This window comes from Streptomyces sp. NPDC002623, from assembly GCF_053592635.1.
Genome location: NZ_JBSFWB010000005.1, coordinates 169,022 through 193,853 on the forward strand (window position 1 = coordinate 169,022; position 24,832 = coordinate 193,853).

At 71.9% G+C, this 24,832-nt stretch carries 9 protein-coding genes; all 9 read right to left on the reverse strand.

Features of this window, described 5'->3' with window-relative positions; genetic code table 11:
* Positions 1–164: 164 nt before the first annotated feature.
* The 9 genes from ACWD4O_RS11205 to ACWD4O_RS11245 all read right to left on the reverse strand — a co-directional run bounded on the left by ACWD4O_RS11205 (position 165) and on the right by ACWD4O_RS11245 (position 24,799).
* Positions 165–3,542, reverse strand: a complete 3,378-nt coding sequence (locus ACWD4O_RS11205) for an amino acid adenylation domain-containing protein (protein ID WP_451279515.1) — start codon at positions 3,540–3,542, stop codon at positions 165–167.
* A complete protein-coding gene (locus ACWD4O_RS11210) occupies positions 3,539–11,431 on the reverse strand; it encodes an amino acid adenylation domain-containing protein (RefSeq protein ID WP_451279516.1) in 7,893 nt (2,630 codons plus the stop codon). Before ACWD4O_RS11210 ends, ACWD4O_RS11205 begins: the two co-directional genes overlap by 4 nt.
* Positions 11,431–17,868 (reverse strand): MupA/Atu3671 family FMN-dependent luciferase-like monooxygenase, encoded by a 6,438-nt coding sequence (locus ACWD4O_RS11215; protein WP_451279517.1) that lies wholly within the window; start codon positions 17,866–17,868, stop codon positions 11,431–11,433. The genes ACWD4O_RS11210 and ACWD4O_RS11215 overlap by 1 nt, the downstream gene beginning before the upstream one ends.
* Before the next feature lie 80 nt (positions 17,869–17,948).
* Positions 17,949–19,106: an acyl-CoA dehydrogenase family protein gene (locus tag ACWD4O_RS11220; RefSeq protein WP_451279518.1), complete on the reverse strand. Its 1,158-nt coding sequence runs from the start codon at positions 19,104–19,106 to the stop codon at positions 17,949–17,951.
* Positions 19,107–19,462: 356 nt separating this feature from the next.
* Entirely contained in the window at positions 19,463–20,023 is a 561-nt protein-coding gene (locus tag ACWD4O_RS11225) for a hypothetical protein (protein WP_451279519.1), read from the reverse strand.
* A gap of 381 nt (positions 20,024–20,404) precedes the next feature.
* Positions 20,405–21,673: a hypothetical protein gene (locus tag ACWD4O_RS11230; protein ID WP_451279520.1), complete on the reverse strand. Its 1,269-nt coding sequence runs from the start codon at positions 21,671–21,673 to the stop codon at positions 20,405–20,407.
* Positions 21,670–23,586 carry a CocE/NonD family hydrolase gene (locus tag ACWD4O_RS11235; protein ID WP_451279521.1) on the reverse strand — a complete coding sequence of 639 codons (1,917 nt, stop codon included), beginning with the start codon at positions 23,584–23,586 and terminating at the stop codon, positions 21,670–21,672. The genes ACWD4O_RS11230 and ACWD4O_RS11235 overlap by 4 nt, the downstream gene beginning before the upstream one ends.
* A gap of 82 nt (positions 23,587–23,668) precedes the next feature.
* Entirely contained in the window at positions 23,669–23,917 is a 249-nt protein-coding gene (locus ACWD4O_RS11240; protein ID WP_351912862.1) for an acyl carrier protein, read from the reverse strand.
* 30 nt (positions 23,918–23,947) lie between these two features.
* A complete protein-coding gene (locus ACWD4O_RS11245; protein WP_451279522.1) occupies positions 23,948–24,799 on the reverse strand; it encodes a 3-hydroxyacyl-CoA dehydrogenase family protein in 852 nt (283 codons plus the stop codon).
* Between the last annotated feature and the right edge of the window lie 33 nt (positions 24,800–24,832).

Sequence of the window (24,832 nt, forward strand, 5' to 3'; positions counted from 1 at the left end):
ACGACGGCACGGACCGGGCGGGGGCGGGAGGGAGGTGACCGGTCGGCGGAGATCCCGCGCGAGGGGCGGGAGCCGAGTTCTGTCGGTCGGGCTGCGGGGACGAAGAGACATCGCGGCAGCGTCCCGAACATACTCTTAGCCGCACTTCCCGGTGTCAAGTGGCCTCATGGAGACGGCCGTTGCGGCCGGGCGGCCTGTCTGCGCCTCAGCTGCTGCTGGTGCTGACGCCTGCCGCGTTCCTTGGCGCTGTCCAGGCCGACGGAGCCGGCCGGGGCTCTCTCGGGGCCGGCGAGGGCGGCCTGGGCGCGGACGGTGGTCGAGCGGAACAGCTCCATCAGCTCGGTACGGATGCCCACGTCCGCCCCGAGCCGCTGGTGCAGTTCGATGAGCAGCAGCGAATGCCCGCCGAGATCGAAGAAGTTCTGGTCGAGGCCGATCTCCTCCAGGCCCAGGAGGGCACGCCACACATCGGCGACGGCCCGCTCCAGCTCGTTGCGGGGGGCCAGCACGGGTGCTTCGGTCCGCGTCGGCGCCGGCAGGGCTCTCCGGTCGACCTTTCCGTGCGCGGACAGGGGCAGGGCGGGCAGCACCACGAGCGCGGCGGGAACCATGTGGCGGGGCAGCCGTTCCCGCAGATGCTCCAGCACGGCGTCGGTGTCGGCGCCCCCGGCGTCCTGCGCGACGAGGTAACCGACGATCCTGGGCTCGTCCTGCCCCTCGCGCCGGACGACGACGATCCCTTCCCGTACGAGCGGGCAGTCGGTCAGGGCCGCCTCGATCTCGCCGAGTTCGACCCGGAACCCGCGGATCTTCACCTGGTCGTCGCCGCGCCCCAGGAATTCGAGGGCGCCGTCCCGGCGCAGCCGCACCAGGTCACCGGTCCGGTACATCCGGGGCCCGCCCTCCCCGCCGGGGAGGTCCGTCGCGCCGTCCTGCCGGGGAGTGCCGAGACGGTCGGGCACGAACGCGGCCGCGGTCAGGTCGGGTCTGCCCACATAGCCCCGGGCCACGTTGGCGCCGGCGATGCAGAGTTCGCCGGGGACGCCGGCCGGCACCTCTCGGCCGGCGCGGTCGAGCACGTACGCCGTGGTGTTGGGCAGTGGCCGTCCCAGCGGCGCGGTCACCGCCTCGGGCTCCGCGTCGCGGGGAACGCGCCAGGTCAGCACGCCCACGGTGGTCTCGGTGGGACCGTAGTGGTTGTACACCTGGCAGTCGGGTCCGGCGGTGCGGGCGACGGAGCGCAGCCACGGCCAGGCGGACGGCTCGCCGCCGACCACGAGGCGGCGCCGGGGCAGCAGGTCCTTGCCCCGTCCCGAGCGCATGAGGGCCTTCAGATGGGAGGGGGCGATCTTCAGGCAGTCGACCCGGTGTTCCGTCAGGTAGTCGGCGAGGGCTTCCGCGTCGAGGGCGCGCTCGCGGGTGATCAGGTGCAGCGTCCCCCCGGTCACCAGGGGCGGCACCAGCATGGTCAGGCACGAGTCGACGGTGAGCGGCTGCAGCATCGCGTAGCTCAGCGGCTCGTCGATGCCCAGCCGGTCCAGGACCGCGTAGGTGTAGTTGACGATCTGGCGGTGCTCGACGGCGACGCCCTTCGGTGCGCCGGTGGAGCCGGAGGTGTAGAGGATGTACGCGATGTTCCCGGGCGTCGCCCCGCTCCGCGGGCAGTCTGCGGGTTGGTCGCGCAGGGCGGTCCAGGCCGGGTCGAGTTCCACCGTCCGGATCGGGGCGCCGGGGTCCGCGGCGCCCGTGTGGACGAGGACGGCGGCGCCCGAGTCGCGGAGGATCGCCGCCCGGCGGGCCGCCGGGTCGGCGGGGTCCACCGGCACATAGGCTCCGCCTGCCTTGAGCACGCCGAGCACGGCCACGGCCATGGCCGGGGAGCGCTCCAGACACAGCCCGACCGGGCGTTCCGAGCCCACGCCCGCCGCCCGCAGCAGATGGGCCAACCGGTTGGCGAGCCGGTCGAGTTCGGCGAAGGTGAGCTCGGTGTCCTCGCCTCGTACGGCGACGGCGTCCGGGGTACGGGCGGCCTGTTCGGCGAAGAGCTCGTGCACGCACGAGGCCGCCGCCGGGTAGACGGCCGGCTCGGCCGGCGGGGCGTGGTCGGCGTCGGTGAGCACGGGCAGTGCGCCGACCGGGGTGTCCGGCGCCGCGAGCGCGCCCGTGACCAACTGCCGCAGGTGCGCGGCCAGGCGGGTCACGGTCTCGCGGTCGAAGAGCTCCGTGTCGTACTCGAACTGCCCGCGGACGGTGTTTCCGTCCTCGACGAGGTTCAGCGTGAGGTCGCGCTTGCTGGTTCCGTTGTGGAGGGGGAAGTCGCTCAGCCTCAGTCCGGCCATCGCGGGGAACGCCGGTGTGGAGCGCAGCGTGCACATCACCTGGAAGTACGGGACGGCCCCTGCGGTGCGGTCGGGGCGCAGCCGCTCCACGACCTTCTCGAACGGGACCTCCTGGTGGACCAGTGCCTCGCCGGCCACCTCGCGGACGTGCCGCACCACCTCGTGGAAGGTCCGGTCCCCGTCGATCCGGGCCCGCAGCAGCAGCGTGTTGACGAAGAGACCGATCATCGGTTCGACCTGGGAGTGGCCGCGGTTGGCGACCGAGGTCGCGACCAGGAAGTCGGTCCGGCCGGTGTAGCGGTGGAGGAGGACGTCGAGCGCCGCCATGGCGGTCATGAACAGCGTCGCGCCCTCCTGTCGGCCCAGCTCCCTGAGCCCGGCGACGGCGGCGGCGTCCAGGTCGAAGTCCACCACGTCGCCGCGGAACGCCGGAGTGAGCGGACGGGGCCGGTCGGCCGGGAGTTCGAGGACGGGCGGCGGGTCGGCCAGCGTCTTCTGCCAGTAGGCGAGTTGGTCGTCGTACGCGGCGCCGTCCAGCCTGTCCCGGTGCCAGCGCGCGAAGTCGCCGTAGTGGACGGGCAGGGGCCCGGCGGCGGGGCGTTCGCCGCGCAGGACGGCGTCATAGCCGGCGGCGACCTCGCGCAGGAGCACGCCCCAGCTCCAGGCGTCGCCCACGAGGTGGTGCATGGTGAGCACCAGGACGTGTTCGTCCGTGGCCGTGGTGATCAGATGAACGGCCACGGACGGGCCGCCGGTCAGGTCGAACGGGCGGGCCGCGATGGACCTGGCCAACTCATGGGCGTGCTGCTCCCGGTCCGGGGACGGCTGACCGGTCAGGTCGTGCCGCTGGATCGCCACGTGGTCCGGGGCGGGTGCGAAGCGCTGCCGGGGTTCGGAGTCGGCCAGTGCGAAGGTCGCGCGCACGACGGAGTGCCGGGCGATCGAGGCGTCCAGTGCGGCCTGGAGGGCCGGGACGTCGAGCGTGCCGGTCAGCCGTACCGCCGCGGGCACGTTGTAGGCCCCGGTGTCGGGGAACATCTGCTCGAACAGCCACAGTTGGCGTTGCGGGTACGACAGCGGGGCGCTGTCGCGTTCCGGGTGGGCGGTGATCGGCGTCTCGGACCTGGTGTTCAGTCCGCGCTGCGCGAGCAGTCGGCGCATCGCCTCCCGCCGCTTGTCGGCGATGTCGCCGCCGGTGCTCACAGGTCCTCCTGGGTCAGCAGTCGATCGAGCTCGCTGTCGGACAGCTCCGTGATCTGCAGCAGCAGCGCCGCCCGTTCGTCGACCTCGGGGCCGGCGTCGGGGTCGGCCCGCAGCGTCCGGACGACGCCGGCGACGGTGGCGTCCGCGAAGAACCTGTCCAGCGGGAACGCCGCGCCGAAGGTCTCCCGGACGCGGACGGCGAATCTGGTCGCGAGCAGCGAGTAGCCGCCCGAGGCCCAGTAGTCGTCGTGGACGCCCACCGGTCCGGTGGTGCCGAGCGTGTCCTGCCAGAGCTGGGCGACCGCCCGTTCGGCGTCGTCGCGCGGTGCGACCGAGGACACCGTCGCGGCCGACGACTCGGCCCGGGCGAGGCCGCTGAGCGCACGGCGGTCGACCTTGCCGCTCGGGGTCAGGGGCAGCTCGGGGCAGGGCACGAACAGCGTCGGGATCATGTAGCTCGGCAGCCGTCCGTGCAGGTGCCGGCGCAGCGCCTCCCCGTCGGTCTGCCGTCCTTCGGCCGCGACGCAGTAGGCGACCAGGACCTCGCCCTCGGCCGTCACGACGACCTGTTCCAGCGAGGGGTGCGCGCCCAGGGCCTGTTCGACCTCGGCGGGTTCGACGCGGAACCCGCGGACCTTGACCTGCAGGTCGCTCCGGCCGACGTACTCGATCACCCCGTCGGACCGGAATCGCGCCCGGTCACCGGTGCGGTAGAGCAGTCCCCCGGTCCGGTCGGGGAAGGGGCTCGGCACGAAGCGCTCGGCCGTGAGGTCCGGCCGGCCGGCATAGCCGCGGCCGAGGGCGGGTCCCCCGATGTACAGATCTCCCGCCACTCCCACGGGGACCGGCTGCATCAGGTCGTCGAGCAGGTATGCGCTGGTTCCCGCGATGGGCCTGCCCAGGGGCACCGTGCCCGCCGCCACGTCGGCCTCGGTCAGCACATGCCAGGTGACATCGGCGGAGATCTCGGAGGCCCCGTACAGGTTGAGCAGCACTCGGCCCGGGAGGGTGTCCAGAAAGCGGCCCGCGAGGTCGGCGGGGAGGGCCTCGCCGCTGCTCACCCACAGGCGCAGGCCGGGCAGTTCGTCGGCGAGGCCGGGCACGGTGTCGAGGAGGGTCCGCAGCAGTGACGGGACGAGCACGATACGGGTGACCCGGTGCTCGGCGAGCACCGCCACCAGCGCGGGCGGGTCCATGAGCAGGGACTGCGGCAGCACCACGATCGGTACGCCCTGGCAGAGCGGCCCGAAGATCTCCCAGAACGAGTCCAGGAAGTTCAGCGAGGTCTTCTGGCAGAGGACGTCGTCGGGCTGGAAGGGGAACTCCCGCCACATCCACTCCAGTCGGTTGAGCATGCCCCCGTGCAGGCCGACGACGCCCTTGGGGACGCCGGTCGAGCCGGAGGTGTAGAGGACGTAGGCGGGCTGGGCGGAGTCGATGCGCACGTCGAGGGGTGTCGTGGCCTGTGCGGCGGACGCCCGCCACAGGGTGTCGACGTCCACCGTCCGTGCGGTGTGCGGGCCCTCGCCCAGGCGTTCTTGGTGGTCGCCGGCGACCAGCACCAGGTCGGCCTCGGCGTCGGCCAGCATGAACCGCAGCCGCTCCCGCGGGTAGGCCGGGTCGAGGGGCACATAGGCGGCGCCGGCCTTCATGATGCCCAGCAGCAGGACGATCGTCTCCGGGGACCGCTCGGCGCAGACGGCGACCCGTGACTCGGCGCCGACGCCCCGTTCCCGCAGCTCCCGGGCGAGTTGATTGGACCTGGCCTCGACCGCCTCGAACGTCAGTGCGGCGGCAGGGTCCGGCGCGCTGCGGATCGCGATGGCCTCCGGCGTGGCGAGGGCGCGTTCCCGGAACATCTCCGGGAGGGAGCGCGCTCCGACGTGCCCGTCGGGTCCGTGCGCCCACTCTCCGGTCACCTTCGCCCGCTCCGTCTCCGAGAGGAGGTCGAGCCGGGCGAGCGGGCGGTCGGGGTCCGCCACGACCTTGTTCAGGAGGGTGACGAAGTGCGCGCCGATCCGGGACGCGGTCTCCTCGGTGAACAGGTCCGTCGCGTACTCGACGATGCCGACGGCGTCGTCGCCCGTCTCCCGCAGCATGATCATGAGGTCGAACTTGGCGTTGACGGCGGGCATCGGCACCTGTTCGAGGTGCAGTCCGCCGAGGTCCAGCGGAGGCAGCGGGGCGTTCTGCAGGACCAGCACGTTCTGGAACAACTGGCCGTGGCCGAGGCTGCGTTCGGGTGCGACCGCCTCCACGACCAGCTCGAACGGCAGCTCCTGGTGGGCGTAGGCGGCCAGCGTCATCTCCTTGACCTGCGCCAGCAGGGCGTTGAACGAGAGGTCGGGATCGACGTCGGTGCGCAGGGCGAGCATGTTGACGAAGACACCGATCAGGTTCTCCACGTCGGGGTGGGTGCGTCCGGCGATCGGTGAGCCGACGACCACGTCCCGCTCGCCCGAGAATCGGTGCAGCACAAAGGTGAAGGCCGCCAGCAGCGTCATGAAGAGGGTGGCGCCCTGGCTGCCGCCGAGCTGCTGGAGCCCCTTGACCAGGGGGCCGGGCAGGGTGAGCGGGACCGTCGCACCGGCGAAGCTCTGGGCCGCCGGGCGGGGGTGGTCCGGCGGGAACTCCACGAGCTGGGGGGCGCCGGCGAGTTGCGCGCGCCAGTACTCCACCAGTTCGTCGCGCTCGGCGCCGTCGAGCCGCTGCCGCTGCCAGGCCGCGTAGTCGGCGTACTGGATCGGCAGCGGCGGCAGGCCCTCGGTGGACAGACCGAGGCGGCCGACGTAGTGGATGCCGAGTTCCCGTACGAACACGCCGGTGGACCAGGCGTCGGACACGCTGTGGTGCATCGTGAGCAGCAGGATGTGCTCCTCCTCGCCCACCCGCAGGAGCGTGGCCCGCAGCAGCGGCGCCCGGGTCAGGTCGAACGGCCGCCGTGACTCGTCGAGGGCGAGCTCCTCCCAGCGCTGTCGCCGCACGTCCTCCGGGAGGTCCCCGAGATCGGTGACGGGCAGCGGAACGCGGACGTCCGCCGAGATGCGCTGGGTGGGCCGCTCGCCGTCGTCGAGCACGAAGGAGGTCCGCAGGGCCTCGTGCCGGGCCACGATGTCGTCGAGGGAGGCCCTCAGCACCTCGGCGTCCAGGGGTCCCTCGATGCGCACGACGTCGGGGATGTTGTAGGCGGAGTTGCCCGGGGTGAGCTGGTCGATGATCCAGAACCGCTGCTGGCCGTACGAGAGGGCCAGGGCTTCGTCGCGCGGCACGACCGGAACGGGTTCGTGGACCGCCGCCTCGCTGTCGTCGCCGCGCACTTGGTCGGCGAGCCCGGCCACGGTCGGCCGGCGCAGCAGGTCGAGCAGCGACAGCTCGACGCCCAGGGCCGCGCGGGCCCGGGAGACGATCTGGGTCGCGAGCAGGGAGTGCCCGCCCAGTTCGTAGAAGTCGTCGTCGCGTCCGACCTGGTCGACGCCGAGCATCTCGGCCCAGATCTCGGCGATGACCGACTCCGTGGCATCGCAGGGCTGCGCGTAGTCGGTGCTCAGCTCGGGCCGCGGCTGGCGGGCCCCGCCGGCGGGTACGCGTCCGCGCCTGGCGACCTCGGGGTGGCGGACCCACCGGTCCAGCCGCTCCTCCAGGTCGGCGGTGACGATGGTGGTCACCCCGGCCTCGGCGCTCTCGGCGATCCGGCTCAGCAGCCGGATGCCGTCCGCGACGCCGACGCCGTACCGGGTGACGCTGGTCATCGGGCGGCCGAGGCCGTCGTCGGGGATCCAGTCCTCCATGTCGACGCTGATCCACCGCGTCCCCGGCCGCTCGGCCCTGGCCCGGGCGAACGCGTCGAGGAACACACAGGCCGAGGTGTAGCCGGACGTGCCGAGCCCGCCGAGCAGAGCCGCGTTCGAGGAGAACAGCAGCACGAACTCGGGTTCCCGCCCGGCCAGGGTCCTCTCCAGTACGCGGGTGCCGTCGACCTTGGCGCGCATCACGCCGTCGAGCCACTGCCGGTCGAGGGCGTCGATGGGCGCGAAGGCACTCTCGCCGACGACTCCGGCGGCGTGGAACACACCGGTGACGGGTCCCAGCCGCCGCTCCGTCTCCGCGAGGGCCTGCCGCATCTCCTCCTCGTCGGTGACGTCCGCCCGGCACACGAGGATCCGTGCGCCGCGTTCACGCATCGCGCGCAGTCGCCGGATCCTGCGACTGGTGGGGTCGGCGTCGCCGTGGCGGGCCGACCAGCTGTCCCACTCCTCCTCCTCGGGGAAGGCGGAACGCCCGATCAGCACGATGGACGCGGACAGGCCGGCGAGGTGGTCGGCCAGTTCGAGACCGACCGCGCCGAGCCCGCCCGTGATCACGTACACGCCTTCGGCGCGCAGCGGGCTGCGGGCCGCACCGAGCCTCAGCGGCTGGAAGGTCTGCGTCCACCGGGTGCGCCCGCGGTAGGCGAGCAGGCGTTCGTCGGGCGCTTCGGCGATGACGTCGAGGAGCCGGCCGGCGAGTTCGCCGACGCCGGGGCCGACGGTGTCGTCCGGGGCGACGTCGACGCAGCGCACGCTGATGCCCTCGTACTCCTGCGGTACGCACTTGGCGGCGCCGAGCAGGGTGGAGACCTCCGGCCTCGGCCGGTCCGCCCGCTCGACGCGGGCGAGCCCGTGGGAGACGACCCACAGATCGACGGGGGTGGCGGCGCTGCGGGCCGACAGGGCCCTGGAGAGCCACAGCAGGCTGTGCATGCCGTGTGTCCGGTCGCCGTCGTCCGGGTCCTCGCCGATGCTCCACAGGTGGAGCACCTTCGTGGGCCACCGGTCGCCGTCGAACCCGGCGAGCAGTTCGGCGTAGGCCGCCACATCGTCCGGGTCGATCTGGTGGTCGGCGGTGTCCCGCAGGCCGTCGGCGGGCTCCCGGGGGCCGGGCACGACGACGGTCACCCGGTGTCCGGCCGCCGTGGCACGGTCCTTGACGTCCCGGGCGAGCGGGTGCGGCAGGCCGTCCTGCCCGACCGGGGCGAGGAGCAGCCAGTGCTCCCCGGCGGCAGTGAGCGGCGCGGGGGGCGGCATGGGCGCCGACTGCCAGGCGGGGGCGAGCAGCCAGGATTCGGGGTCGTCCTGCCGGGTTGCGGCGGGACGGCGCCGGGGACCGTCGTCGGTCCGGTCGAAGCGGCAGCGCGTGCGCTCGAAGGGATAGGTGGGCAGCCCGACTCTGCGACGCCCGGCGGGGTCGGACAGGGGGCGCCAGTCCACGGCCGTGCCCGTGGTCCACAACTGGGCCACGGCGTCCAGGAGATGGCTGATGTCGTCGGGACGGCGGCGGTCGTGGACGGCCCGGAGCGAGGGCAGCACGACAGGGCGTGTCTGCGGGTCCGCCCGGGCCAGGTGCTCCGCCGCCAGCGCGCTCAGCGACTGTCCGGGGCCCACCTCGATCAGGGTGCGGTCGCGTTCGGCGCACAGCGTCGCCAACCCGTCGGCGAACCGGACGGTGCTCACACTGTGCCGGGCCCAGTACGCGGGGTCGGTCGCCTCTTCCGGGGTCATCCAGGTGCCGGTCACGTTCGACACGAGCGGGATGCGGGGCGGGGCGAGCGCAATGCCGGCCATGAGCTCGGCGAGGGGCGCGGCCATGCCGGCGACCATGGGCGAGTGGAAGCCGCGTTCGGCGCGCATCCGCCGGGCGGCGATCCGCCGGTCGGCGAGGCGTCGCTCCAGCGCCTCGATCTCGTCGGCCGGCCCCGACACCGCGGTCAGGGCGGGCCCGTTGACGAGAGCGACGGTCAGGGACCCGTCGAGGTGACGGGCGGTCTCCTGCGCGCCGAGCGGGACGGCCAGCATGGCGCCCGCCGGCATCCCGTCGAACAGCTCGGCACGGGCGACGACCACGGTCAGGGCGTCCTCCAGGGTGAAGACGCCCGCGACAGTGGCGGCGACGTACTCGCCCAGGCTGTGCCCGATCAGCGCGGTGGGCAGCACGCCGAGCGACTGCCACAACCGGGCCAGCGCGTACTCGACGACGAACAACGCCGGATGTGCGAGGCCGGTGCGCCGCAGCGGGTCGTCCTCCTCACCGCTGCCGCCGAACATGATGCGCCGCAGGTCGAACCCGCCGCTCGCGGTCGCCTCGACCGCCGGGCCCCGCAACCCCAGTTCGTCCCGGAGGTCGCGGCCGAGCAGCGGCCGGAGCAGCTCGCAGCACTCGTCGACGGCCGTCCGGAACTCCGGCACGTCCTGGTACAGGTCCCGGCCCATCCCCCGGTACTGATCCCCGAGTCCGGCGAACATGAAGGCGACGGGACGGTCCTGCCGGGGCGCGGTCCCTTCGTGCAGACGGGCGGGGTCGCCGCCCGCCAGCACGGCGAGCGCGTCCTCGCGGTCCCGGCACACCAGCGCCCTGCGGTGCTCGAACGGGACCCGGCCCCGGCTCAGGGTGTGCGCGACGTCCGCTGTCGTCAGCCCGGGCCGGTCCTCTAGGTGACGGGCGAGTCTTGCGGTCGTCTCCTCCAGCGCGGAGGGCGTCCTGGCCGACAGCACGAGCAGCTGGGGCCCCGCGTCGTCGGGGGCCGGCGGGGCGGCGGGCGCCTGCTCCAGAACGACGTGGGCGTTCGTGCCGCCGAAGCCGAAGGCGCTGACGCCGGCCCGCCGGGGGCCCTCCCGGTCGGGCCAGTCGGCGAGTTCCGTGTTGACGTAGAAGGGGCTCGCGGCGAAGTCGATCTGGGGGTTGGGCTCGGCGAAGTTCAGCGACGGCGGGATCTTCCCGTGGTGCAGGGCCAGGGTCGTCTTGATCAGGCCGGCCGCGCCCGCCGCGGCGTCCAGGTGCCCGATGTTGGTCTTGACGGAGCCGATGGCGCAGTATCCGGTCGCGTCCGTGCTCTGCCGGAAGACCTTGGTCAGAGCGGCGACCTCCACCGGGTCGCCGAGCTTCGTCGCGGTGCCGTGCGTCTCGATGTAGGAGACGGTCGACGGATCGACGTCGGCGATCTTCTGCGCGCGCAGGACGACCTCGGCCTGTCCGTCCAGGCTGGGCGCGGTGAAGCCGACCCGGTTGGCGCCGTCGCTGTTGACCGCGGACGCCTTGATGACGGCGTACACGGTGTCGCCGTCCGCCACGGCGTCGCTCAGCCGCTTGAGGGCGAGGACGCCCGCCCCGCTGCCGAAGACGGTGCCGTCGCCGGCCGCGTCGAAGGCCCGGCACCGCCCGTCGGAGGACGCCGTGCCGCCGGGGACGTGCACATAGCCCGTGCGCTCGGGCAGCACCACCGTGCTGCCGCCGACCAGTGCCAGGTCGCACTGGTAGCTGAGCAGGCTGTCGCAGGCGAGGTGGGCGGCGACGAGCGAGGTCGAGCAGCCGGTCTGGACCGTCATGCTGGGGCCGCGCAGATCGAGGTGGTACGAGACCCGGCTGCTCAGGAAGTCCTTGTCGTTGCCGAGCATGGCCAACTGGGTGTCCGAGTCGCCGATGTCCGGGTGATCGAGCAGGTTGTACAGCAGATAGGTGCTCAGGCCCATGCCGGCGTAGACGCCCACGGTGCCGGCCTGGTCCGACGAGGTGTGACCGGCGTGCTCGAGGGCGGCCCAGGCGGTCTCCAGGAAGAGCCTCTGCTGGGGGTCGAGCAGCGCGGCCTCGCGCGGCGAGTACCCCCAGAAGCGGTGGTCGAAGCCCTCCGGGTCTTCGATCGGGGCGCCCACGGGGACGAAGCCGGGTCGGCCGGAGACCTCCGGCGGTACGCCCAGGTCGGCCAGTTCCTCAGGGGTGAAGTGCCGGATGGACTCGACGCCGTCACGCAGGTTCGCCCAGAACGTCTCGACGTCGGGAGCGCCCGGGAACCGGCAGGCCATGCCGATGACGGCGATGTCCGATCCGGGGTCCTCCGCCGGCTCGTTGAGCTCGCTCATCACGCCCTGCCCCTTCCACCGAGCCCGCGGGACCTTCGCCTGCTGTCGCGTTGCCGGCGCGCTCGTTCCTGGCTGTCGGAGAACACCTGCCGGTCCGTCTCGGCGCCGTCGCCGCCGAGATGGGTGGCCAGCGCGCTGACCGTGGGGTGCTCCAGGAGTTTGATCAGGGGCAGCTCCACTCCCGTGGCGCGCTGCAGCCGGTTGTGGACCTGGACCATGAGCATGGAGTGCCCGCCGAGGTCGAAGAAGTTGTCGTAGAGCCCGACCGAGTCGACCTTGAGCACCTCGCTCCAGATCTCGGCGATCGACCGTTCCAGTTCCGTCACCGGCGCCGCCTGGGCGCCGTGTCCGGCGCCCGACCACTCCAGGGCCGCGAGGGCTTTGGCGTCGACCTTTCCGTGGGCGGTGCGCGGCAGGTCGGGCAGGAGGACGAAGCCGGTGGGGATCATGGACTGCGGCAGCCGCTCGCGCAGACCGCGCTGGAGGTCCCGGCTCGACGGGGCCGCGCCGTCGGACGCCACCACGTAGGCGACCAGCCGGGTGCCGGCGGAGGCCTCCTGCCGGGCGAGCACGACGGCCTCCCGGACGTCCTCGCGGGCCCCCAGGGCCGCTTCGATGTCGCCGAGCTCGATGCGGTGACCGCGTACCTTGACCTGCCGGTCGATCCGCCCGAGGAACTCGATGCGGCCGTCGGGGCGGTAGCGGGCGAGGTCGCCCGTGCGGTACAGGCGCGCTCCGGGCGTCCGTGCGAACGGGTTCGGCACGAACCTGTCGGCGGTCGCGTCCGGGCGGCCCCAGTAGCCGCGGGCCAGCCCGGCGCCGCCGATCACCAGTTCGCCGGCCACGCCGACCGGGACCGGTCGCAGCCCCTCGTCCACGATGTGGATCTGGGTGTTGGCGACGGGGCCGCCGAGCGGCACCGTCTCCTCCACGGCCGTCACCTCGTGGGTGGCCGACCAGATCGTGGTCTCGGTGGGGCCGTACATGTTGATCAGCCGGGCGGGCAGACGGTCCCGCAGTTCCCGGGCGAGAGCGGGTGGCAGTGCCTCGCCGCCCAGCAGCAGCGCCCGCAACGACGTCAGGCCGCCGAGTGCGCCCTCGTCGAGCGCCATCAGCTGCATCGCCGAGGGGGTCGCCTGCAGCAGGGTCGGCTGCCAGGCGGCGATCTGACCGGCGAGGGACCGGTCCTCGGTCCCGGTCGCGTCGGCCTCGGCCTCGGCGGGGGTGGTGCCGCGCCCGCTCCGCTCGCGCACCAGGTCGAGGGCCGGCAGTCCGTCCAGGACCGTCCGGCCGGGCAGCCCGAAGTCCACCAGACAGGCGATCTCGTCGACCCCGGCCTCGGCGCACCGCTCGATCAGCGGGCGCACGGACTCGGGGGTCCCGAACAGTGCGCCGGTGTCGAAGTAGCGGTTGAACGCGAACTCCAGCAGATCGTCCAGGTCGGCCTTGCTCATGCCGGCGAGGTCGACCGGCAGGCGCAGCGTGCGCACCAGGTTCTCGATCAGTCCGACCGATGACCGCAGGTAGGCGGTGAACGGCTCGCGGACCTGTTCCTTCACCTCTTCGACGTCGTCGCCGAGGAAGGTGTGCAGCATCAGGGTCACCACTCCGGCGTCCGGGTCGTGGCCGTGCCGGAGCCGGGCGTCGCGGTAGCGGCGTACGTTCTCGGCGACCTGCTCGACGGTCTGGCCGAGGAGGTGCGTGAGGACGTTCGCGCCGATGGCTCCCGCCCTGGTGAAGGTGTCGGGGCTGCCGGCTGCGGTGATCCAGGTGGGCAGGGCGGGCTGGAGGGGAGCGGGGCGGATGCCGATGTCCACCGGCTTGCCGGTGCCGCCGGGCAGGGTGACCGTCTCGCCGCGCCACAGCCGCTGCACGGTGTCGATGTCCCGGAACATCTGTTCCTTGCGGTCCTCGTACCGGTCCGGGAAGAAGACGAAGTCGTCGGCGTGCCAGCCGGAGGCGAACGCGACCCCGGCCCGTCCATGGGAGATGTTGTCCACGAGGGACCACTCCTCCGCCACCCGCACCGGAGAGTGCAGCGGCAGGACGACGCTGCCCGCCCGGACGGCCACGTTGCGGGTCACGGCGGCGATGGCGGCGCTGAGCACCGAGGGGTTGGGGTAGAGGCCGCCGAACTCGTGGAAGTGCCGCTCGGGGGTCCACACGGCGGTGAAGCCGTGCTCGTCGGCGAAGCGGGCGCTGTCGAAGACGAGGTCGTAGCGCCGGTCGGCCTGGTCCGTGCCGGAGCGGGCGTCGCTGGCGAAGAAGAACAGGCTGAAGTCGACGGGTCTGCCCGGGGCCGTCGCCGGGGTCTGCCGGGAGAACGCGTCTTCCGCGAGTACCACCTTGGCGCCGCGGGTGAGCGTCCACAGCAGTTCCAGGACGGAGATGTCGAAGCCGGCGTTGGTCACCGCGAGCATGGTGTCGTCGGGGCCGCAGCCCACTCGCTCGTCCATGGCGGCGAAGAAGTTGCCGACGTTGCGGTGGCTGACCACCACGCCCTTGGGGACGCCGGTCGAGCCCGAGGTGTAGAGGAGGTAGGCGGCGTTGTCCGCGGCGGCCCGGCCGGCCGGGCCGCCGGTGCGGCCGTCCGGTGCGGTGAGGACGTCGTCGACGTCGAGCAGGGGTACGGCGGTGTCCGCGACCCGGTGCGCCACGCGACGGCGGGTCACCAGCAGGTCGAGCCGGCCGTCCGAGACCACCACGTCCAGCCGGTCGCGCGGGTAGTCCGGATCGAGCGGCACATAGGCTCCGCCGGCCTTGAGGACGCCCAGCATCGCGACGATCAGCTCCGGTGAGCGGTCCAGGCAGATCCCGACGCGGGACTCCGCGCCGACGCCCCGCGCCACGAGTTCCCGGGCCAGCCGGTCCGATGCCTCGGAGAGCTCCCTGAAGGTGAGCCGTGCCGACCGGAAGACCACGGCGACGGAGTCGGGCGTGCGGGCGGCCGCGGCCTCGAACTCCTCGTGGACGCAGAGTTCGCCGGGCAGGTCCAGGGCGGTGTCGTTCCAGTCGACGAGCATGCGCCGGGATTTCTCCGCGCTCAGCAGCGGCAGCGCGGAAAGGGTCCGGTCGGGGTCGCCGACGATTCCCCCGAGCAGGGTGCGGAAGTTGTCGGCGAGGTCGGCGACGGTGGCGCGGTCGAACAGGTCGGCGTTGAACTGGACGCGTCCGACGAGGCCGTCCCCGTGTTCCGCGACGATCACGGTGAGGTCGAACTGCGCGGTGCGCTGCGGGACATGGACGGGGACCAGCTCGAGCCCCGCCACGGTGAACGGCTGCGTCCCGTGCCCGGTGGCGACCGCCGCGAGGTCGCCGGGGAACCGGGACGGCGCCTGATGGTGGATGAACATGGCCTGGAAGACCGGGGACCGCGCCGGGTCCCGGCCGGCCTGGAGCTGCTCGGCCAGCAGGCTGAACGGGTAGTTCTGGTGGGCCAGCGACTCGGAGACGGTCCGGGAGAACCGGCCCAGCAGCTCGCGGAAGACCGGATCGCCGCTCAGGTCGCCGCGCATGACCACGGGATTGACGAAGTAGCCGACGGTGTCCGCGTACGCGGCACGGCCGCGGCCGGACACCGGCGAGCCGACCAGGATGTCGGACTGGCCGCTGTAGCGGTGCAGCAGGACCTCGAACGCGCACAGGAGCGCGGTGTACAGCGTCGTCCCGGACTTCCGGGCCAGGGCGGTGAGCCCGTCGAGCAGTTCCCCGTCCAGGGTGAAGTCGTGGGTGTCGCCGCGGTAGGTCTGGACGGGGGGCCGCGGCCGGTCGGTGGGGAGCTCCAGCACGGGCAGTTCGCCGCCGAGCCGCTCCCGCCAGAACGCGGCGGCGGCCTCGCCCTCGGCGCTCGCCGCGTACCGGTGCTGCGCCGCGACGAAGTCCGCGTAGTCGCCGGCCGGCGGCAGTTGCGGTCCCGTGCCGGTCGGCGCCGCCCGGTAGCAGCGCGCCAGTTCGTCGACGACCAGGGACATCGACCAGAAGTCGGCCACGATGTGGTGCATCACGAGCAGCAGTACCCGGGAGCCGTCGGCGCGTCCGCACAGCCGGGCTCGCACCAGGGGTCCCTCCGCCAGGTCGAAGGGCTCGGCGGCCGCCTCGGCCAGCAGGTCCTCCAGGGCGCCCGGCGCGGCGTCCGCCACGGCCGTACGGTCGAGAACGACCTTCCCCTCGGCGCCGACCGTGCGCACCGGTTGTCCGTCGCGGGCGGTGTACGAGGTGCGCAGTGCGGCGTGCCGCTCCACCACCTGGTCGAGCGCCCGCTGCAGGGCCTCCGGGTCCACGTCCTCGGGGAGGCGTACCGCTCCGGCGACGTTGTAGGCGGCGCCACAGCCGGTGACGCGGTCGAGGAACCACAGTCCGCGCTCTCCGTGGCCGAGCCCGTCGGCCGCCGGGCCGGGCGGCCCGTCCGGTGCCGTGGCCCCGGTCGAGGTCTGCGGTCCGGCGGGGTCCCCGGCCGCTTCGAGGCCGGCCACCACCGCCGCCAGGACGTCCAGGAGCGGGGCGCCGTGCATGGCCTCGTGTCCGAGTTCGACGCCGAACGTCTTCTCGACCTCGTGCTGGATCTCCAGGAGGTCGAGGGAGTCGAGGCCGAGGGCGGGCCCGGACCTGCTGAGGTCCAGGGCGTGGGGGTCGCCGCCCGCGCGCAGCGCGACGTGTGCCCGCAGACAGGACTCGACCGCCTCCGGTGTCCGCGCCCCGTCCGCTCCGGCGGCGGCCGTGGCGGCGGTCGCGTCTGCATCGTCGTCCTGACCGAACTCGTGGACGCCGAGCACGGCGAGCGTGCCGGCCAGGTACTGCTCCCGGGCCGCGAACCGCTGGATCTTGCCGCTCGACGTGCGGGGCAGCCGTCCGGGCCGCACCAGCGCGAACGCGTACGGGGCGATGAGGTGGTGCTCGCCGATCGCGGCCCGCACCGCCGCCGCGACCTCCCGTACGTCGGCGTCGCGGGACACCCGCTCGGTTTCGTGCGTGACGATCAGCGTCTCCCGGCCGTCGACGGGGACGGTGAAGCAGGCTCCGCCGTTGTGCTGGAGTGCCGGGTGGGACCGGAAGGCGGTGTTCTCGATGTCCTGCGGATAGTGGTTCACTCCGCGCAGGATGATCAGGTCCTTGATGCGGCCGGAGACGAAGAGTTCGCCGTCGGCGAGGTGTCCCAGGTCGCCGGTGCGCAGGAACGGGCCTTCTTCCGAGCCTTCGATGCGGGCGCCGAAGACCTCGGCGCTGGTCTCGGGTCGCTCCCAGTAGCCCTGGGCGACGCTCGGGCCGCTCACCCAGATCTCGCCGACCTCGCCGTCCGGGCACCGCCGACGCGTCTCGGGGTCGACGATGGCCAGTTCCTGATCCGGGGAGGGCTGTCCGCAGCCCACGATGGGGTCGGTGCCCTCGTTCTCCCGCACCACCGGCGCCGCCTCGGGCGAACCGCCGGTCACGATGAGAGTGCCCTCGGCCAGTCCGTAGCACGGGTAGAACGCCTCGCGGCGGAAACCGGTGGGCGCCAGGAAGTCCGCGAAGGCGTCCATCACATCGGCGCGGATGGGCTCGGCGCCGTTGAAGGCGACCTTCCAGCAGCTGAGGTCCAGCCCCTCCAACTGCTCGGGGGCGATCCTGCGAAGGCACAGCTCGTAGCCGAAGTTCGGCCCGCCGCTCGTCGTGGCCCGATGCTCGGCGATGGTCTGCAGCCAGCGCAGGGGCTCCGCCGCGAATCTCATCGGCGGCATCAGCACGGTCGGGTATCCGGTGTACAGCGGCTGCAGGATTCCGCCGATGAGGCCCATGTCGTGGTACGGAGGCAGCCAGATCACGGTCTTGCTGTCGGGCGTGAGCTCGAAGAACCGCTCGATGTCCGCGCCGTTGTGCAGCAGGTTCCCGTGGCTGACCATCACCCCCTTGGGAGTGCCCGTGGAGCCGGAGGTGTACTGGAGGAAGGCGAGCGTGTCGCGGGACGCCGGCGACGGCTGCCAGTCGGTCTCCGGGGCCACGTCGGTGTCCACCCCGATCCAGCGCAGCGTGCCGAGGACCGGGTTGGACTCCGCGAAGGCGTCGCGCTGCCGCGCGATGGCCCCGGTGGTCAGCGCCGCGGACGGGCGGGCGTCGGCGACGATCGCCTCCAGCCGGGACAGGCTGCGGACCGCACTGGACCCGTGCGGCGGATACACGGGCACGGCGACGACCCCGGCGTACAGACAGGCGAAGAACGAGGCGACGTAGTCGAGGCCGGGCGGCAGGATGAGCACCACGCGATCGCCCGGAACGCACGTCCTGCGCAGCGTCGCGCCGATCTCTCGCGCCCTGAGGTCGAGTTCGCCGTAGCTCCAGGAGACCTCGTGGTCGCGCTCCAGGAACGTATAGGCGACGGAGTCGGGTCGGTCCGCGGAGCGGCGCAGCAACAGATCGGTGAGCGAGTCGGCGACGCGGCTCGCAGGCCGTCCACTGTTCATCGAGGCTGGTCCTTCCCCCGTGATCGAGGTGTTGTCTGCGGTGGCCGGATCTGCGGCCTGGACGACGTTGCGGTCGGTGGTCAGCCGCGGCCGACGACCTGCCTGGCGTACTGGCCGAGCATGGACTGCTGGATCTGGGTGGTGCCCTCGATGATCTCCATGACCTTCGCGTCCCTGAAGTGCCGTTCCACCTGGCCGGGCGTGCCGATGCCCTGGGCTCCGTGGATCTGCACGGCGTCGGCGGCCGCCTGGTTGGCCAGCAGCGAGGCCCGGTACTTGGCCATGAGGGTGAGGTTGACCGCGTCCGCCTCGCCCTGGTCCTTGCTCACTCCGGCCTGGTGGCACAGCAGCCTGGCCGCGGTGATGTCGGTGACCATGTCGGCGAGCATCCGTCGGACCAGCTGGTGGTCGCTGATCGGGCTGCCGTACTGGTGGCGTGCGTCGGCATGGCGGACCGAGGCCTCCATGCACGCCCGGGCCAGTCCCACCGATCCCCACGCGGTGCTGTAGCGGCCCAGGTCGAGGGAGGAGGAGGCGATGAAGGTCAGCCCCATGCCGGGCCGGCCCACGAGCGCCCGGGCGGGGACCCGGCAGTCGTCGAAGACGAGCTCGCCGAGCATGGAACCCCGCAGTCCCAGCAGGCCGTTGAGGGGGTTGACGGTGAGGCCGGGGGTGTCCCGCTCGACCAGGAAACCGGTGTGCTTGCCGTCCAGCTTGGCGAAGACCAGGAACAGGTCGGCGATCTGGCCGAAGCTGATCCACTTCTTGCTTCCGCGCAGTAGGAACCCGTCGTCGCCGTCCGGGGTGGCGACCGGCTCGGCCGCCATCTCGATGGAGGCCGCGTCGGAGCCGATGCCGGGTTCGGTGAGGGCGAAGGCCGCGAGCGTCTCGCCACGGCGGATCGGGCCGATCCAGCGGTCACGCTGTTCGGCGGTGCCCCAGCGGTCGACGGCCTGCGCCACCATGTCCTCGACGGCGACGAAGTTGCGGATGTTCTGGCAGGCGCGGCCGAGTTCCTCGCTCAGCAGTCCGTAGGTCACCCAGTCCATGCCGCCGCCACCGCCGGCCGCCGACACGGTGGCCGCGAGGCAGCCTTCCTGGGCCAGCGCGCGCACCACGTCCGTGGAGATGCGTTGGTCGGCGTCGAACGCGGCGGCGTGCGGAAGGATCTCCTTCTCGGCGAACACCTTGAACTGGCTCCAGGCCGCCCGCTGTTCCGGAGACAACTGGACGATCACAAACAAGCACCACCTTGTGTCACGAGCGGAGGAGTTGGCTGCCGCGCCGCGGTGAACGCGCGCGAGCCGGGCGTCATCGGTCGCAAGGACGCCCGTGGGAGGGTGAGAAGGAGTGAGGCGAGAAGGAGTGAGATGAGTCGCCGGGCGCCGGAACGCTGTCGGGTGGAGCCTCACGGGGATTCGGCGTGGCCGCCGGGATCGCGCTCCCGCCGGGCTCGAAGGCCGGCTCGGGGGGCGACCTGCACATACACCTGTGCAGTCTGGTTTTCATACTCTTAGTCGCCAGACCGGAAGTCAAGGGTCAACCAGCCTGCACACGGCCCCCGTCGGGCACGGTGTCACCGTGGCGCACGGCGTCATCCCACCGACTGGAGCACATCGGCCTCGTAGTAGTAGACCCGGCGGCCGTTCGCGCGCCGGCGCCAGCTGTTGACCGACGCGAGCCGGTAGACGTTGCTGGTGGACAGGCCCCAGAGCTTGGAGACCTCCACGACGGTGAGCCACCGGTCGCCGCCCGTGGCGTTCTGCCGGCCCACTCGCCGGTCCAGTTCACGCCAGCGGTGTGCGGGCCAGGAGTGCCCGGGGTCGATGTCGCAGCGCACCTCGCTCGGCAGGAGCTGCTCATGGGGCTGGATCACGGCGACCAGGGAGCCGTCGCACTGCGGCTCGACACACCGGCCGACCCTGAACTTACGGGTCCGGTGGGGATAGGCGGCCCGTTTCGCCTTGGCGGTCGTCTCGGCGATCTCATCGACGATGTCGCCGGCTGCGGCATGTGCACAGAGCCAATGGGCATGGCGGTGAAGAAAGGCCGCCATCGCGTCGACCGACCGATCGGGGGCTGCGCAGGACTGCTCCGCGGCGACCAGGTCGGACCAGGCCAGCAGACGCGCCCGGAGCAGATCACGGGCGTCCACGGCACTGGAATTGAGTGAAATTCCACGACCCAGCTGACGGGATACCTTCTCGCCCTTCTGGGGCGACACCGTCAGCATTTCCTCGCACTGGCGATAGAGTCGCGGAAAAGAAGTCAGATTCCGCTTGAATTCATCGAAACAGCTTATGCACACGCGCAGCCCGGCCGGTCGCATCCGGGTCATATCACGCTCACAACTGGGACATCGCAGACATTTTTCATCCTGCCGCACGCCGTTGGACACATCGACTCCCGATAGAGAAGAGAGGAATTCGAGCACCGGCTCCTGCGCGCGCAACCACGCGAAGGAGACATGAATGAGTTCCCGCCAGGGTTTTGGTGCAACTCGGAGCACGTTCTCCGAATGCACCGTGTATTCGCGTCAGGCCGCCCCGCCCAGGGCGCCGGCTCCCTCGCGTACGGCGGCGGGCCAGCCGTCGGAGTCGAGGCCGTACTGGCACAGGAAGGCGTAGACGAGCCGCTCCAGTCCGAATCCCACGCACCCGCTGCGCACGGCGCCTTCCGTGCCGTGGTCGATGCCGAAGCTCTGGCCGAACAGGTCGTCGTGGAAGTTGAAGGAGCCCACGGCGATGGTCCGTCCGGGCGCGACGGTGAGGCGGAGTTCGTACTTGAGCTCCAGCAGCCGCTGCGACCAGATCCGCGCGGAGGTGTCGCCGCCGCCGAAGAACGGGTCGTTGCCCACCTCGCAGAAGCCGCTCAGGCCGAGCTCCTCCATGAAGGCGAAGATCTTCCGCATGAACAGCTCGCGCGAGGCCAGCACGTCCTCACGCGAACCCATGAAGACGATCTCCCGGATGGTGAAGTCCCAGAGCCGTTCCATCGTCGTGGCGTACGCCGCCTCGAACCGGAAGGACTTGCCCCTGGCCGTGACGACGTGCACCCCGTCCGTGTCCAGCGTCCGTCCGCGATACTGGTGGAACGTGTGGTAGCACATGGTCGGCGGGAGGCAGTAGTCCACGTTGCGGCAGGCGGCGAGGACGGTGGAGTCGAGCCCCGTGTCGGCGTAGGACTTCTGGAACCCCTGGTACACGTCGATGTCGTTGTGCAGCCGGGTCACGAACATCAGATGCTGGGGGAACGAGGCGAAGTAGCCGGCCGTCGCGAGGGCGTCGGTGCTGATCAGCGTGGGGTAGCGGTACTCCCGCGGGGCGAAGTCCTGCCCCAGGATCTGCTTCACCGCCCGGTCGAAGTACGCGAGCAGCGAGAGCAGAGGTTCGCCGACGGCGACCTGTCCTTCGCCCGCCTCGGTCACCGCGCCCGCCAGGGCGAGCAGTTCGAACGTCCCCTCCTCGACCACACGCTCGTGCGGGGACGTCCACACCGACTTGACCCGCGTCGTGCGCTGCTGGCGGACGTCGCTGTCGACGACCCGGTTCACCTTGTCGGCGAGCTCCTCCGCGCCGAGCGGGGTGGCGGTGCGCAGGATCACCCCTCGCACCTCGCCGTCGGCCGTGTCCAGTTCGTATCCCGTGATCTCCGACGACACGAAGAGGAGACGACGCTCGATCTCGGAGGCGAGTTCGCCGGCCACCGGGGTGTGCAGCTCGACCCGGGTCCGGAACTCCTCGGTGCCGGCGCCTGTCGTCGCGGCGTCCGTCGTCGCGGTGTCCCGTCGGGTGGTGTCTGTCATGTCGCTCGCTCCTGGGCGGCTGGGAGAACAGGGAGGTCGACGAAGGAGGCCTGCGCGCCTCTCCGGTGTATCTGGACGACGGGTGGCGGGTAGTGCACCGGGGTCTCGGCGTTGTCCCTGTCGCAGCAGGTGACGGCGATCCGGAGCCGGTGCCCCGGGGCGAACACATGGCTGATGGGATGCAGATCGAAGGTCAGCGCCACCGGCTCCTCGGGCAACGGCGACCGGGTCCGCTGCGAGCACGGGTGGTACGGCAGCGCGAGGTTGTCGTACGGAGCGGCGCCCAGCGCCCGGTGGGAGGCGCGGATCACGCCCTCGGTCACGTAGTGGGAGACCCCTTGGCCGTCGACGTCCTCCAGGTAGACGAAGAAGTCGCCGTCCGGGTGCGTCGACGTCACCCACAGTTCGGCGACCGGGTGCCCGGTCACCTCCAGTTCCCGCTCCAGGGGCGCTGTCGTGTAGGTGAGGGCCGACAGGTCGTTGCCCGTCATCGGCTCGTAGCCGAACGGTCCGCCGTAGCCGTCGGTCCAGCGGGTCGCCGTACCGGAGGTGGCCGTGAAGTCGACGACGAAGTCGTCGATGCCGCCGAGCCGCGAGGGCGCCTCGGCCACCAGGGAGCCGTCGTTGACGGAGTACGCGGGCGCGGCCGGCCCCGCGCCGAAGTACATCCGCGTCGTGCGGACCCCGGGGGGCGGCCACCGGTCCGCGGTGCCCCACTCCTGGCCACGGGGTGCGTTGCGCCGGCGGTAGCGGATGGCGGGCTCGTCCATGACCCCGGTGTCGACGCCCTTGAGCCAGTGGTCGAACCAGCGCAGGTGCTCGGCCGCCAGGTCGGCGCCGTCCCTGCCGTTGTGCGACCAGTCGCCCACGAGCAGCTTGCGCGGTCCGGTGAGGTTGGCGTGCCACAGGAACGCGTCGCGCACCCACATGTCGTGCCAGCCGGTGAGCTGGTAGACGGGCACGCCCGCGTCGGCGATCGCCCCGACCCGGCCGGAGGGGCTCTGCTGCGCGTACGGCAGCCCGTCGTCACCGTCGTCCCTGCTGTCCCGGCAGGGCAGGGCGGCGGCCCTCGCGATGACGTCGGTGTTGGCCCGGTGTTCCTCGACCGCGGCGCGAGCCGACGAGCGGTCGTCCCGCACGGGCGCGGCCTCGGTCTCCGTGTCCAGCCGTCGCACCATCGCCCCCCAGTTCCGGATGAAGTCGTGCCGGAACGCGCCTCCGGGACGGAGGAACGAGTAGAGGTCGAAGAGAGCCACCTGCGGGAAGATCGCCTTCAGACCGGGCGGGGCGGCGCCGGCGGCGAGGAACTGGGTGATGCCGAGATAGGACTCCCCGTACATGCCGATGTTTCCGTCGCACCAGCCCTGCGCGGCGAGCCACTCCGTGATCTCGTAGGCGTCCCGGGTCTCCTCGGCGCCGAACTCCGTGCCGCGCACGCCGCCGGAGGCGCCCGTGCCACGGGCGTCCGCGGCAGCGATCACATAGCCGTCGTCGAGGATCCGCCGCAGCCAGGGGCGGCTGTCGAGCTTGGTCCAGGTCAGCCCGTCCACCAGGTCCGAGCGGTGGTAGCGGTCGTGGCACCACAGGGCCGGCAGCGGCTCCTCGACCAGCCGGCCGTCCCGCTTGGGACGGAACACGTCCACGGCGATCCGGACCCCGTCGCGCATCGTGACGTAGTGGGTGGAGGACTCGACGCCGTCCACGGCTTCGAGATAGGCCACCAGGTCCGCCGACCGCTCCTCCAGCAGCACCCGCAGCGCCTCGTCGAGTTCGCCGGACGACGTCTCGTGGTGCAGCCGGCCGCCGGACGTCCACACCCGGACGTTCGAGGCCCGCAGCCGCAGCAGCAGAGGGACGACGGCCGTGCCGTCCGCGCCGGGGCCCGGCACGGCGCCCTCGGTCCGCGTCGTCATGTCGTACGCCTTTCTGTCTCGCCCGTCACTGGACGGACGCCCCGCGCGGCCGCTCCCGATCGCCGCGCGGGCGTCCGCAAGGTCACGCCGCCGGCACGGTCTTCGACGTCACGAGACGGACGAGTCCGTCCACCGTGCGGAAGTTGTCGAATTCCATGTCGTCGGGGGTGAGCTTGATCGAGAACTCCTGCTCCACGAAGAGCGCCAGTTGCATGGCGAAGAGCGAGTTGACGTATCCCAGCGCGAAGATGTCGTCGCTGTCGTCCAGGGCCCGGCCGTTGAGCTGCGGTGTGAGGAACTCCCTGACCCGGGTGCGCACGTCGTCCTGCATGGTTACTACCTCCGATGTGGGGTGGGGTTTTCAGTAGCTGTAGAAGCCGCGGCCGGTCTTGCGGCCCAGCAGCCCGGCGTCGACCATCTTCAGGAGCAGCGGCGCGGGGCGGTACTTGCTGTCCCGGAAGCTCTCGTACATGACGGTGATGGAGTTCAGGATCGTGTCCAGGCCGATGAGGTCGCCGGTCTCCAGCGGCCCCATCTTGTGGCCGAAGCACCCCTTGAACATCCGGTCGACCTGGTCGGCCGTGGCGACCTGGTCCTGGACACAGAAGATCGCCTCGTTGATCGTCAGCATCAGTACGCGATTGGTGACGAAGCCCGGCGCGTCCTGGACGACGATGCCCTCCTTGCCGAGGTCCCGCAGCAGCCCCAGCGCGGTGTCCATGGTCGGCTCCGAGGTGAAGTGGCCCTGGACCACCTCGACCGTGTCCATCAGCGGGACGGGGTTCATGAAGTGCAGCCCGAGAATGCGCTCGGGACGTTCGGTGACCGAGCCGACGCGGGTGATGGGCACGGCGGAGGTGTTGACGCCGAAGATCACGTCCGGGCGGCAGATCTTGTCGATCCGCTCGTACACGTCACGCTTGATGTCCCAGTTCTCGGTGACGTTCTCCACGACGAAGTCCGCGGCGCTCAGGGCCGACAGGTCGGTGCCGGTGGTGATGCGTCCGAGGATGGTGGCCGGGTCGTCCTTCAGGCGCTCCGTGCGGAACATGCCCTGCAGCAGCAGGTCGCTCTCGATCTGCGCCTCGGCGGAGGCCAGTTGCTCCTCGGACACGTCGATCAGCAACACGTCGAACGCGGACTGGGCCAGGGACTGGGCCACGCCACGGCCTATGGTGCCCGCGCCGATCACACCCACTGTACGGATGTTCATGGTGATATCGCCTCAGATGGTTGGTAGGGGGCA

Bases quoted from the DNA above. Each gene is read 5' to 3' on its own strand.
- ACWD4O_RS11210 (WP_451279516.1), bottom strand. From the start codon at position 11,431: ATGAGCGAGCTCAACGAGCCGGCGGAGGACCCCGGATCGGACATCGCC.
- ACWD4O_RS11215 (WP_451279517.1), bottom strand. From the start codon at position 17,868: ATGAACAGTGGACGGCCTGCGAGCCGCGTCGCCGACTCGCTCACCGAT.
- ACWD4O_RS11230 (WP_451279520.1), bottom strand. From the start codon at position 21,673: ATGACAGACACCACCCGACGGGACACCGCGACGACGGACGCCGCGACG.
- ACWD4O_RS11235 (WP_451279521.1), bottom strand. From the start codon at position 23,586: ATGACGACGCGGACCGAGGGCGCCGTGCCGGGCCCCGGCGCGGACGGC.
- ACWD4O_RS11240 (WP_351912862.1), bottom strand. From the start codon at position 23,917: ATGCAGGACGACGTGCGCACCCGGGTCAGGGAGTTCCTCACACCGCAG.
- ACWD4O_RS11245 (WP_451279522.1), bottom strand. From the start codon at position 24,799: ATGAACATCCGTACAGTGGGTGTGATCGGCGCGGGCACCATAGGCCGT.